Source organism: Micromonospora sp. NPDC048835 (genome assembly GCF_040649995.1).
Taxonomy (GTDB): Bacteria; Actinomycetota; Actinomycetes; order Mycobacteriales; family Micromonosporaceae; genus Micromonospora.
This window is the reverse complement of sequence record NZ_JBEZGM010000016.1, coordinates 124,087-136,450: the sequence shown is the minus strand read 5'-3', so window position 1 is coordinate 136,450 and position 12,364 is coordinate 124,087. Positions and strand designations below refer to the sequence as shown.

The 12,364-nt window shown below is 69.3% G+C and carries 8 protein-coding genes and 2 pseudogenes; 7 read left to right on the top strand and 3 right to left on the bottom strand.

Annotation, left to right across the window (positions count from 1 at the left end):
* The first annotated feature begins 235 nt into the window (after positions 1 to 235).
* The 5 genes from AB0C15_RS20535 (at position 236) to AB0C15_RS20515 (ending at position 8,538) form a co-directional block, all read left to right on the top strand.
* Complete coding sequence (locus AB0C15_RS20535) at positions 236 to 1,240, top strand: multicopper oxidase domain-containing protein (protein WP_357354168.1); 1,005 nt, start codon at positions 236 to 238, stop codon at positions 1,238 to 1,240.
* 22 nt (positions 1,241 to 1,262) lie between these two features.
* Positions 1,263 to 5,198, top strand: a complete 3,936-nt coding sequence (locus AB0C15_RS20530; RefSeq protein ID WP_357354166.1) for a ThuA domain-containing protein — start codon at positions 1,263 to 1,265, stop codon at positions 5,196 to 5,198.
* 8 nt (positions 5,199 to 5,206) lie between these two features.
* Positions 5,207 to 6,733 carry a plastocyanin/azurin family copper-binding protein gene (locus tag AB0C15_RS20525; RefSeq protein WP_357354164.1) on the top strand — a complete coding sequence of 509 codons (1,527 nt, stop codon included), beginning with the start codon at positions 5,207 to 5,209 and terminating at the stop codon, positions 6,731 to 6,733.
* A 32-nt stretch (positions 6,734 to 6,765) separates the two neighbouring features.
* Positions 6,766 to 7,743, top strand: a complete 978-nt coding sequence (locus AB0C15_RS20520) for a hypothetical protein (protein ID WP_357354162.1) — start codon at positions 6,766 to 6,768, stop codon at positions 7,741 to 7,743.
* Positions 7,744 to 8,076: 333 nt separating this feature from the next.
* Positions 8,077 to 8,538: a hypothetical protein gene (locus AB0C15_RS20515; RefSeq protein WP_357354160.1), complete on the top strand. Its 462-nt coding sequence runs from the start codon at positions 8,077 to 8,079 to the stop codon at positions 8,536 to 8,538.
* Between the two features lie 371 nt (positions 8,539 to 8,909).
* Here the strand turns inward: AB0C15_RS20515 and AB0C15_RS20510 are convergent, their stop codons facing one another.
* Together AB0C15_RS20510 and AB0C15_RS20505 are read right to left on the bottom strand one after the other, a co-directional pair.
* Complete coding sequence (locus AB0C15_RS20510; RefSeq protein WP_357354159.1) at positions 8,910 to 9,488, bottom strand: HD domain-containing protein; 579 nt, start codon at positions 9,486 to 9,488, stop codon at positions 8,910 to 8,912.
* Positions 9,485 to 9,610: pseudogene (locus tag AB0C15_RS20505) on the bottom strand (transcriptional regulator); the annotation flags it as partial. The pseudogene AB0C15_RS20505 and the gene AB0C15_RS20510, both read right to left, overlap by 4 nt.
* A gap of 22 nt (positions 9,611 to 9,632) precedes the next feature.
* On the opposite strand from AB0C15_RS20505, the pseudogene AB0C15_RS20500 reads away from it, so the two are divergent.
* Positions 9,633 to 9,743 (top strand): annotated as a pseudogene (locus tag AB0C15_RS20500) (transposase); the annotation flags it as partial.
* 243 nt (positions 9,744 to 9,986) lie between these two features.
* Here the strand turns inward: AB0C15_RS20500 and AB0C15_RS20495 are convergent.
* Positions 9,987 to 10,712, bottom strand: coding sequence for a TetR family transcriptional regulator (locus AB0C15_RS20495; RefSeq protein ID WP_357354230.1), 726 nt, complete (start codon positions 10,710 to 10,712; stop codon positions 9,987 to 9,989).
* A gap of 212 nt (positions 10,713 to 10,924) precedes the next feature.
* Here AB0C15_RS20495 and AB0C15_RS20490 point away from each other — a divergent pair, with 212 nt between their 5' ends.
* Complete coding sequence (locus AB0C15_RS20490) at positions 10,925 to 12,355, top strand: MFS transporter (protein ID WP_357354157.1); 1,431 nt, start codon at positions 10,925 to 10,927, stop codon at positions 12,353 to 12,355.
* Positions 12,356 to 12,364: the final 9 nt, after the last annotated feature.

Below are 12,364 nucleotides of genomic sequence, written 5' to 3'. Positions count from 1 at the left end.
AGCATGTCAGCATCATGTCAATCGACGAACGTCGCAATGTCAAGGTAATCTTTTTGCAATCAGACCTGTACTTTCGTCGATGGATTACATAAGTTGCTGTCATCCATCGAAAGTTCTGAGTCTTCCGAGCGAAGCCCGCGACGAGCCTCACCCTCAGTCGTGCCACCGCCCCCGTGCTCGGCGGTCGATGCACCCTGTCCTCGTCGCGTCTTCGCCCGGTCGGGAACGGAGACCCATGGACGATCACGCTGGTGGCCCTCACCGCCACCTGTCCCGTAGGTCGCTCATCGCCACCGGCGCGCTCGCCGCCGGGGCGTTGGGCGCGTCCGCCCCAACGATCGGCACCGCGTTCGGAGGCAGCCCGGCCCGGGCCGCCGCCGGCGTCACCAAGAAGATCACCATCTACGCCGAACAGTTGCCCGGCAACCTGTTCGGCTACGGCCTGGCACCCGGTCAGGCCACCGTCCCGGGCCCGGTCCTGGAGATGTACGAGGGCGACACGCTGGAGATCACGCTCGTCAACACCACCAACCAGCGGCTGTCCATCCACCCGCACGGGGTGGACTACAGCACCGAATCGGACGGCAGCCCGTTCAACGCCTCGTTCAACAACCCCGGTGAGACGCGGACGTACGTCTGGCGCTCGCACGAGATGGTGGCCGCGGCAGGCCGGCGGTACATGCCGGGCAGCGCCGGCTACTGGCATTACCACGACCACGCGCTCGGCACCGACCACGGCACCGGCGGTGTCGCGAAGGGACTCTACGGTGCGCTGATCGTGCGGCGGCGGGGCGACATCCTGCCGTCAAAGCAGTTCACGGCCGTGTTCCACGACATGATGATCAACAACCGGATGGCCCCGGCCACGCCGATGTTCGAGGCGAACCTGGGCGAGCGTGTCGAGTGGATCGCCATCGGCCACGGCAACCTGTTCCACACCTTTCACCTGCACGCCCACCGCTGGGCGGACAACCGCACCGGAATGTTGGAGGGGCCGAGCGACCCGAGCCTGGTGGTCGACAACAAGGACCTCAATCCCGGCAGCTCCTTCGGTTTCCAGGTGCTGGCCGGGGAGGGCGTCGGACCCGGCGCGTGGATGTACCACTGCCACGTGCAGTCGCACTCCGACGGCGGCATGGCCGGGATCTTCCTGGTGCGCAACGCCGACGGGAGCATGCCGCCGGGCGCCGAGGAGGCGATCCACCGGTTCCAGGGCCACACCCACACGCACGGAAGCTGACCGAACCGAGAGTGGGACGGGCATGACCAGAAACGTAGGACGAACCCTCGCCGCGCTGGCGGCCTTCGCGACGCTGATCCCAGCGACAACGGCGGCCGCGGCCGCACCACGAACGGCCGCCCCACAGGCGGCGCAGCAGCAGAAGACCGCTGTCCTGGTGTTCCACGGCCCGGTGGCCGAACAACAGGACCCGGTTTCTCGCGCGGTGGACACCATCAAACAGCTTGCTGCCGGTCATGACATCGATGTCACGGCCACCACGGACCCGGGTGCGTTCACCGCGGCCGGGCTGTCCGCGTACCGCAGCGTGGTCTTTCTCTCCGCGACGGGCGCCGCGCTCAACCGCGACCAGGAGTCGGCGCTGCAGAGCTACGTCAAGGCCGGCGGTGGCTTCGTCGGCATCGCCGACGCGGCCCGCGCCCAGGTCGACTCCGCCTGGTTCACCGGGCTGATCGGCACCCGCCCGGCCGGCGCCATCCCGGTGGCCGAGCCGGTGGCCCGGGTGACCGCGAGCGGCGAGAACCCGCCGAACGAGACCAAGGAGAAGCTGACCGACGGCGACGCCAACACGAAGTGGCTGGTCCGCACCCCGACCGGCTGGGTGGCGTACGAGTTGGCCGCCGCCAAGCGGGTCACCGGGTACGCGCTCACGTCGGCAAACGACTCCTCCGGCCGCGACCCGAAGGACTGGACCCTGCAGGGCTCCACCGACGGTCAGAGCTGGACCGACCTGGACCGCCGCACCGGGCAGACCTTCCCGGACCGCTTCCAGACCCGCCGGTTCGACATCGCCGCGCCGCAGGAGTTCACCCGCTACCGGCTCAACGTCACCGCGAACAGCGGTGAGCCGCTGGTCCAGCTCGCCGACCTGCGGCTCTTCACCGGCAGCACCACCGCGCCGGAGCCGCCCGCGGTGAACCGCGCGGTGGTGAACATCCTGGACCGCAAGCACCCGGCCACCGCGTCGCTGCCGCTGACCCTCACCCGCTCGGACCGCTGGGACAACTGGGACCCGAACCCGATCGGCGCCGTGCACACCCTCGCTCAGGTCGAGGAACGGCACTACAACGCGGGCGCGGCCGCCAACGGCGCCTTCCACCCGGTGTCCTGGTGCCGGGACTACGACGGCGGCCGGTCGTTCTACACCGGCATGGGCCACACCGAGGGCAGCTACGGCGAGGAGGCGTTCCGCGCTCACCTCGCCGGGGCCCTCAACTGGACCACCGGTCGGGTCCGCGGCGACTGCCAGGCCACCATCGCCGCGAACTACAAGGTGGAGCGACTCACCGCCGCGAACCAGACCGGGCAGCTGGACCAGATCGGCGAGCCGCACGGGCTCACCATCGCCCCCGACGGCACGGTCTTCTACGTCGGCAAAGCGGCCTGCCCGAGCGGCCCGGTCGCCGACTGGACCAACCCGAAGGTCGGCCTGGGCTGCGGCACCATCCACTCCTGGGACCCACGGACCAAGCAGGTCAAGCTGCTCACCACCCTGGAGGTGATGGGCAACCGGGGCAGCGGCTCCGAGCTGGTCAAGAACGAGGAGGGGCTGCTCGGCATCGTGCCGGACCCGGCGTTCGCCGAGAACGGCTGGCTCTACGTCTACTGGATGCCGCACGACTCGGTCGATCGGGAGAAGCGGGTCGGGCAGCGCACCGTCTCCCGGTTCACCTACGACCGGCAGGCGCAGACCGTCGACCAGGCCACCCGTAAGGACCTGTTGCAGTTCCCCGTGCAGATCCACAGTTGCTGCCACGCCGGCGGCGGCATGGCGTTCGACGCGAAGGGCAACCTCTACGTCGGCTCCGGCGACAACAACTCGTCCGAGGGATCGCAGGGTTACTCCGGCAACAACTGGACGCAGGAGTACCAGGGGATCTCGTTCCAGGACGCGCGACGGACGTCCGGCAACACCAACGACCTCGCTGGCAAGATCATCCGAATCCACCCGGAGGCGGACGGCACGTACACCATCCCGGAGGGCAACCTGTTCCCGCCGGGCACCGAGAAGACCCGACCGGAGATCTACGTGATGGGCGTGCGCAACATCGCCCGCCTGCAGGTCGACCCGGTGCACCAGTGGCTGACCGCCGGCTGGGTCGGCCCGGACGCCGCCTCGCCGAGCCCCACCCTCGGCCCGGCGAAGTACGAGACGGCCACCATCATCACCTCGGCCGGCAACCAGGGCTGGCCGTACTGCATGGGCAACCGGCAGCCGTACCGGGACCGCAGCACCACCGACGCGACGGTGCTGACCGGCTGGTACGACTGCGACAACCTGAAGAACACCTCGCCGCGCAACACCGGTCTGGTGGACATCCCCGCGGCCCGGGACAACATGATCTGGTACTCGCCGGACGGCGGCGGCCCGGTGTTCCCGAAGCGCACCGACGGCAGCGGGCTGCCCACCTACGTGGCCGCCGACGCCACCTACACCCAGCCGTACCTGCGCGGCGGCGGTCAGGCCATCATGTCCGGCCCGACGTACCACCGCAGCCTCGTCGACACCGCAAGCGGCGTCGCCTGGCCGGAGCACTGGGACGGCAAGTGGTTCATCGGCGACCAGTCGAACGCGGCCAACCGGGTCGCGGTCACCGTCGACCCGGCCGGCGTGCCGCAGGCCGCCCCACCGGTGTACGCCGAGTCGCTGCGGGCCATCATCCCGGGCGGCAACGGCGACACCCGGTTGCAGAGCTGGATGGACGCCAAGTTCGGCCCGGACGGCGCGCTCTACCTGCTCGACTACGGCGGCGGGTTCTTCAGCCTGCACCCCAACCAGAAGCTGATCCGGATCACCTACACCGGCGGCGCGCCCACCCCGGCGCCGGCGGCGACCTCGGTCGCCGTACAGAACAAGCCGTTGACCATCGCCTTCGACGGTGCCCGCTCCGGGGGCGTCAGCCACCGGTGGGAGTTCGGCGACGGTGCCACGTCGACCGAGGCGAACCCCCGGCACACGTACGCCGCCGTCGGCACCTACACCGCGAAGCTGACCGTCACGTACGCCGACGGTGAGAAGGCGACGGTGCAGAGCACTGTCACGGTAGGCTGCGCGGTGCCGGACGACCGGGCGAACGTGTGGCTCGGCGACACCGACACCGGCGTGCCCAGTCGGACGGTCGGGCAGGGCTGCACGGCCAACGACCTGATCGACGACGAGAGCACCTGGGCCGACCACGACGGTTTCGTCCGGCACGTCAAGACGGTGACCCAGGCGTTGCAGGACGACGACCTGCTCACCGCCCGCGAGTCGGGCACCCTGACCCGGCTGGCCGCCGCGTCCGAGATCGGCCGCACCGGGCACACCGGGTACGAGCCGCTCTTCGACGGCACCGCCGAGTCGCTGCGCGGGTGGCAACAGGCACCGACCGGGTCGTTCGCGATCCAGCCGGACGGCTCGCTGCGGCCAAGCGGTGGCCTGGGCATGCTCTGGCACACCAAGGAACTCGGCGACTTCTCGCTGCGGCTCCAGTTCAAGGACATCGCCCCGGGTACCGGCCGGGCCAACACCGGCGTCTTCATCCGCTTCCCGGACCTGCGCACCCCCTTGGAGCAGCGCCCACCGGGCAGTTGCGGCACTGTCGGCTCGGCCCGGACCTCGACCGCGTGGATGGCCATCTACTGCGGACACGAGATCCAGATCTACGACGGTGACACCGGTGAGCCGCAGAAGACCGGCTCGGTCTACAACTTCGACCCGGTGCCGCTCGCCCAGGCTGGCGTGACACCGAAGAACGAGTGGAACGACTACGAGATCCGCGTCGTCGGGCAGCACTACACGATGATCCGCAACGGCGTGGTGATCAACGAGTTCGACAACACGCCCGGCAAGCAGTCGTCGCGCGCCGGCGACCCACCGACCGACCTGCGGCAGTTCCTGCGCGGCTTCGTCGGTCTGCAGAACCACGGTGACAACGACCTGGCCGAGTTCCGCAACGTCCGCGTACGGGAACTCTAGGAGTGACGATGACCCGACGAATAACGGCAGTGCTGGCGGCGCTCCTGCTCACGGTGACCCCGTGGGTGGCGACGTCCGCCTCCGCCGCCCCCCGAGCCGCGGCACAGGTGCTGACCTGGACCGCCGACGGCGACATCACCCGCTACAAGTCCGCACCCGCCCAGGCGGTGGCCGGCGAGACCACGATCATCTGGGAGAACAGCGAGGCCACCGGCAACACCATCGGGATGCCGCACACGTTGACCTTCGACACCAGCACCGAGGGCTACAACCACGACGTCACAGTCAACATCCTGGCCAGTCCGTTCGACGCCAACAACGGCCGCCACCAGGCGACGGTGACCCTCACCCCGGGCCGGTACCGCTACTTCTGCTCGATCCCCGGCCACAGCCAGATGGTCGGCGAACTGGTCGTCACCGAGGGCGGTGGGGGTGGCGACACCACACCGCCGACGGTGGCCGGCGCGGTCTCCGGTGACCGGGACCCGGACGGCAACTACCTCGGTGCGGCCACGGTGACCGTGACGGCCACCGACGCCGACTCCGGTGTCGAGACCGTCGAATACCAGGTCGACGACACCAGCTTCACCCCGTACACCGAGCCGGTGCGGGTGACCGCCGTCGGCGACCACTCGGTGCAGTTCCGGGCCACCGACACGGCAGGCAACACCAGTGCGGTCGGCTCGGTGTCGTTCCGCATCGTCGAGCCGGGGGAGGAGGACACCACCGCGCCGGTGGTCACGGCCGCGCTGACCGGCGACCGCGACGGCGACGGCAACTACGTGGGTACGGCCACCGCGACGCTGACCGCCACCGACAGCGGCTCCGGCGTCGCCACCATCGAGTACGCCCTCGACGGCGCCGCCTTCACCGCGTACGTGGACCCGATCGTGGTGACCGGGGCCGGGATGCACATGCTGCACTACCGGGCCACCGACGTCGCCGGCAACACCTCGGCCGAGCAGATGTCTCACTTCACCATCGTGTCGCCGCCGGCCGAGGACACCACAGCGCCCACCGTCACGGCCACCGTCGCCGGTGACCGCGACGACGGCGGCGCGTACGTCGGCGGGGCGACGGTCACCGTCACCGCGACCGATGCCGAGTCGGGCGTGGCAAGGATCGAGTACGCGCTCGACTCCGGCGGTTGGACGGCGTACACCGCCGCGGTCGCCGTCCGGACGCCCGGCGCGCACACCCTGCGCTACCGGGCGACCGACACCGCCGGGAACACCTCCACCGAGCAGTCGACCACATTCACCGTCGTGGTCGACGGCACCGACCGCTGCCCCGAGTCGGACACCCGGGCCACCGTGATCGTCGGCGGTGCCGACACCGGTGTGGCGAACGTCGACACCGGCGACGGCTGCACCATCAACGATCTGATCGCCGAAAACGCCGACTACCCCGGTCACGCGGAGTTCGTCAGGCACGTCGAAGCGGTCACCGCCGCGCTCGTGACCGGCGGCACGCTCGACCGGCGGCAGCAGGGCGCCATCGTCCGGGCCGCGGCCCGATCGGACGTCGGCGCATGAGCCCTCGAACCTCACCGACAGGGAGTACAACGATGCCCGGACGTACCGTCGCCAAGCTGGCCACCGTGAGCGCCGTCATCGCGGCCTCGGTGCTGGCCGTGGCACCCTCCGCCCACGCCGACCTGGTCACCCACTGCATCGGCACCGGCGGTGCGGTGACCGTGCCCAACGACCTGCTGGTGCCCGCCGGCGAGTCCTGTGCGCTGACCGGCACCACGATCACCGGCAACGTCACCGTCGCGGCCGGCGGGAACCTGGTGGTGCGCGGTGGCCGGGTCAGCGGCGAGGTCCGCGTCGCCGCCGACGGGTACCTCGACGCGACCGAGACCACTGTCGACGGCCAGGTGGTGCTCGCCGCCGGGGGGTACGGCATCTTCCTGAAGGACGCCCGCACCGGCACCGTGACCGTACGGCCGAAGGGGTCCGCGACCATCGACAGCTTCCTGTTCGCCGAGGGGTCGACGGTCACCGGGAACGTCAGCGTCGGCGCCGGTGAGGTCCGTCTCGACGGCGGCACCCAGGTGCAGCGCAACCTGAGCAGCACCGGCACCTACTACACCGACCTGCACGACTCGTTCGTCGACGGCACGCTGTCGGTGCTCAACAGTGCCACCGGCAGCGTGGTGTGCGGCAGCGCGGTGCAGGGTCGGGCCACCTTCGCCGGCAACGTGGGCGGGGTGCAGCTCGGCCCGAACGGCGCTCTCGACAGCTGCGCCTCCGGCGGTTACTGGGGTGCGGACGTGAGCGTCACCAGCACCACCGGCGGCGTCACCGTCGACGACAACATCATCAACGGCTCGTTGACGGTGACGTCCAACGACCCGGCCGCCCAGGTGGCCACCAACAACCGGATCCGTGGCGGAGTGACCGGTGACCAGGCGGCGGCGACCACCAACCGGTCGGCGCAGGTGGCCGGCGCGGACCGTGCGGAGGCTGGCGACGAGCGGGCCGAGCTTCGGCGTTCGTCGGCGGTGCAGGAGGCCACCGAGGCGGGCACGGCGAAGCTCTAACTGATCGACACAACGGCGGCCGGTCACCCGCAAGGTGACCGGCCGCCGCCGTCGTACGAATATCCGACCCGTCGCGGCGGCGTCTGCGCGCCGCGGGCGAGTAAGTGCCTCCTGTCGTCGGTGAATACCCGCCACGCGGCTCGTGAGCTGACGATCCGGCGCTGCACGCTGTCGACGCCTTGATGGCGGTACCCCGAGGCTTGGACGGCGACTCCATCGAGACGGGGTGATGCCATGGCGCTCGGGAATGGCCGCCATACAATCGCGGTGAGGCGGAGCGCCAGGCCGAGACTCCGGCAGCGTTGTGGGGAAGAGGTCAGGATGTTCGGCAGGATGTTTGACGCGATGATCGGCAGGATCATCGGTTCGACGAACAACCACAGCGATCTGATGGACCAGCTCAGGCCCGACCTGAGTCGGGAATCGCTCGGCGTCGGGCCCGACTTCCCCGGGATCGCCCCGAACCCGCTGATGAGCAGTGACGCGCGGGCTCGCAATGCGGAACTGCGTACGGGGGCGCTTGCGCTCGGCGTTCTCGTCGACTGGCGGGAGGTGAACAGCAACCCTCGCGTGGCCCTGATGTTCGACGTGGAGACCGCCGACGGCATCTCGTTCCGCGGTATCGCGGACGAAGGCCTCACGATCACCGAGCTCACCCGACTCGCCCCAGGGCAGACGATGCCCGTGCGCTACCGGCCGGCCGTCATGGACCACTACGTCGCCCTTGCCCGGGACGCGGACCCCGCCCAGGTGCAGCAACTCTCTGACGAGATCGCGCGCCGCAAGCGCACCTGATCCGAAGCCATTGAGCGTTCTTCGACTGACGTGTGCTGTGGGGACGGGTTCGGATGCCCGCGACAGCGGGTTGAGGTGAGGCTCCCGGTCCGACAGCGATCAACCAAGGAAGATGCCCCCACCGGGAGCCACGTCACTGTGGCGATGGCGCCGTTCGCCACGAGCACGAATCCGCGCGTGTGCCCGGTCGACCGGGTCGACTGCTGTCTTACCTGGCTCCTCGCCCTCATCGATCTCCGGGCCTGCCGCACCCCCTCCGAACTGCGAAATCAGCTTGAAAAGGCTCAGTTGTCGAGTGTCGGCGGCCGTTCGGTCCGGATGGCGTTCGTCTGCCGAGCGTCTTCCACAGTGGAACGCCAAGTGTTGAACGCTTAATGCTGCGGCGGGGGTGTGAGCCAGGCGAGGAGTTGCCCGGTAAGAGCGGCGTCGGCAAGACGGTGGGCGCTGGCGGTCTTTAGAGCGGCTCGTGAGCTGTCGATCCAGCGCTGGACGTTGTCGATGCCCTGATGGCGGTACTCGACGGCTTGGACCAGGCATTCCAGTTTGTCGGCGTCGCGGGCGACGACAGCTTCCAGTGTCTCCCCGGCTTCGTATTCGGCGACGGCGGCGGTGATGACGTCGGCGACGGCTGGGGGACAGGCGGCGACCTGGTCGGCGGTGACCGCGGTGTTGGGTACGGCGGTGAGGTAGCGCTTGGCGTTGTGAGGAATGTCGGTGATCCGGGTTTCCTGGGTGTCGTGCAGGGTGCAGAGCATCGACACTCGGGCCGGGTCGGCGCCCTCCATGGCGGCGAGCATCATCCCGATGAGCGCCGTTCGGAAGGAGTGTTCGGCGATGGACTCGGGTTGTTTGACGCCGGCAAACCACCAGCCGGTCCGGGCGGCGCGTTTGAGGACGCCAGCTTCGAAGATGAAGTTCATCGCTCCGGCGGCTTCCTGGTCGTCGGTCATCTGCCCGTCCCTGTGCCGGTGGGTCCGTCCGCCCGCAGGCGGTAGACGATAGAGGTTAGTTCCTGCCGCGACTGTGCGGAGATCCGGTCACTGTCCAGCAGCGGGACGCTGCGGTCGAGGAGCGCGCCCTAGTACGGCACCGGCCTGCCGGCGAAGTGGGTCACCGCGGACGAGGCATACGGGCAGAACTCGAAGTTCCGGACCTGGTTGCAGCAGCAGGGCATCGGCTACGTCGTCGCCGTGCCCCGCAACGAGCGGATCCCCACCACGACCGGGAACCCCCGCCCGGACGTCTTTGCCGCGAACGCGCCGGCCCTGGCGCGGAAGCGGCGCAGTTGCGGTGACGGCGCCAATGGGCCGCGGCTCTACGACTGGGCCGTGGCCTCCCTGCCCGGCACCGTCGACGGATATGGCCACTGGCTGTTGATTCGGCGCAGCATCACGGATCCCACGGATCTGGCCTACGACCCGTCCACGATCTCGTTGTCCAGCCGAACCTCAGCCACCTCGCCGATCGCATCCGCCGCCACCGCAACTTGGCTGTGCCCGTGGCACGCTGGGTGGAACTGCTGCCGGCAGAGCACTGATCACCTGGGCGAGTTGTTCGGCGTAGTGTTCGACCAGCTCGGGTGAGACTGTGTCGGTGCCGAACAGGCCGCGGGCCAGGTGTGGATAGACCGCGAGCGCGTTGCCAGCGCTTAGGCCGATGAGGATCAGCGCGGCCGGGTCGAAGCGGTCGTCGATCTCACCGGCGCGCTGCCGCTCGCGGAGCGCTTGCACCTCTTGCTGGAGTTGGGCGTTGCGTTCCTGTGCCCCCTCATCATTCTCGTCGGTGTCGTAGAGGCCATCCCAGGCGAGCAGGCGCCCGCCGAATCGAGGGTCGACGCTGGCTCGCACGCCGCGCTTGATTTGCTCCGCGAAGTCCAGATCGTCGGGGATGGTCTCGGCCTCGTAGGCCCGCCAGCGGCGGCCGATCTCCTGGTACAGGCCCCGCTTGCTGTTGAAGTAGTAGGAGATGAGCTGCTGGTTCACACCGGCGCGTTCGGCGATGTCGGTCACGCGGGCACGGTCGAAGCCCTTGGCGGAGAACACCTCTACCGCGGCGTCAAGGATGCGGGCCTTGGTGCGCTCAGCGTCGCGCTGCCGCTCGTGTGGGGCCGGCGATCGCCTGGTCCGCTGCGGCCCGGCCGGCTCCCGGTCTTGGGCGGTATGTCGTGTTGTCACGGTCTGATTATGCCATCCGCCCACGCGCATTAATCAATCGACGAATTGACTATACCATGTCGTGGTATGATACTGACATTCGGGCGTATGATCCGCTGACGCACCCTCCGTGCCGATGGCTTCGGCGCCTCCGCCCGCGAGCCGGGCGATGTGTGCAAAGGAGTGTCATGTCTCGTTTAGGCGACCGAAGCGCCGGGCCCACGGGTGCGGCCGTGGGCCCGGCGGCATATCCGAAGCGGTGGGCCGCCGCCATCGTCATGATGATCGCGGCGCTGTTGGATCTGATCGACGCCTCGATCGTGAACACCGCCCTACCGTCCATCGGCCGTGAACTGCGCGCCTCATCGGCGGAGCTGGAGTGGACGGTGTCCGCGTACATGCTCGGGTTCGCCGCGACGCTGATCATCGCGGGACATCTGGGCGACCGGTTCGGCCGCAAGAGGCTGTTTCTGACCGGCGTGGCCTGCTTCGCCCTGGCGTCCGCGGGCAGCGCCATCGCCTACGACCCGGGCCAGCTCATCGCCGCCCGTGCAGTCCAGGGAGTGGCCGCCGCAGCCCTGCTGCCGCAGGTGCTCGGTTCACTGCGCGCCATGTTCAACGGCTCGGAGCGCGGCAAGGCCTTCGCCCTGTTCGGGGTCGCAGCGGGCGTCGCGAACGCCGCGGGTGTGCTGCTCGGGGGAGTGCTCACGGACTGGGACCTGTTCGGCTGGGGCTGGCGCACCCTCTTCGCCGTGAACATTCCCATCGCCGCAGGAGCATTGCTGCTGGGCGCGAAGTGGATCCCCGCCTCACAGGGACGGGCCGGCGGACGCATCAATGTGGCCGGCAACCTGATCCTCGCGCTATGCCCGGTGGCGATCGTGCTGCCGCTTGTGGAGGGCCGCTCGAACGGCTGGCCGCCATGGGGCTGGATCTGCCTGGGCGGCGGTATCCTGGCCCTTGCCGCCTTGGTGGGCTACGAGTCCTGGCGCCGGATCGAAGGTCCACTGCTGCCCGCCGCGCTCTTCAAGCGGCCAGCTTTCGGCTCGGGTCTGCTGATCCAGCTGATGTTCGGTGCCGGCATGTCCGGCTTCTTCCTGATCTTCACCATCTGGCTGCAGGCCGGCCAAGGCTACACACCCAGCCAGGCTGGCGTGCTGATGGTCGCCATGAGCGCCGGTTCCTTGATCTCCGCTCCCGTCGTCGTCACCTTGGCCGCCATGATCGGCCGCAACGTCCTGGTCATCGGGAACCTGCTGATGGCTGGCGGACTGTTCTGGGTCGAGCGCGCCCTCAACGACGCCATCCCCCGGCACGCCGGCGCCTGGCCGCTGGTGCCCGGCCTGCTCGTCGCCGGCATCGGCCTCAGCTTCGTGGTCGTACCGCTGGTCAACATCGTCCTCACCGCGGTACCCGAGCATCTCGCAGGGGGCGCCTCCGGCATCTTCTCCACCGCTCAGCAGTTCGGCGGCGCCCTGGGCGTTGCCATCATCGGCAATCTCTTCTTCGCCCACGCGAGCCAAAGCCTGACCGGCGCCATCACACACGCGACCCCCTGGGCGATCGGCACTTTCCTCATTTGCGCGGTGCTCTGCCTGGGCCTGCCCGGCAAGAACCCCACCCGCCGCCTCGCCGACAGCCCAAGCGCCCTCGACGCCGTCTGACGCCCGCCC

Coding starts and splice junctions, on each gene's coding strand:
- AB0C15_RS20520 (WP_357354162.1), top strand. CDS start 6,766: ATGCCCGGACGTACCGTCGCCAAGCTGGCCACCGTGAGCGCCGTCATC.
- AB0C15_RS20515 (WP_357354160.1), top strand. CDS start 8,077: ATGTTTGACGCGATGATCGGCAGGATCATCGGTTCGACGAACAACCAC.
- AB0C15_RS20525 (WP_357354164.1), top strand. CDS start 5,207: ATGACCCGACGAATAACGGCAGTGCTGGCGGCGCTCCTGCTCACGGTG.
- AB0C15_RS20535 (WP_357354168.1), top strand. CDS start 236: ATGGACGATCACGCTGGTGGCCCTCACCGCCACCTGTCCCGTAGGTCG.
- AB0C15_RS20530 (WP_357354166.1), top strand. CDS start 1,263: ATGACCAGAAACGTAGGACGAACCCTCGCCGCGCTGGCGGCCTTCGCG.
- AB0C15_RS20510 (WP_357354159.1), bottom strand. CDS start 9,488: ATGACCGACGACCAGGAAGCCGCCGGAGCGATGAACTTCATCTTCGAA.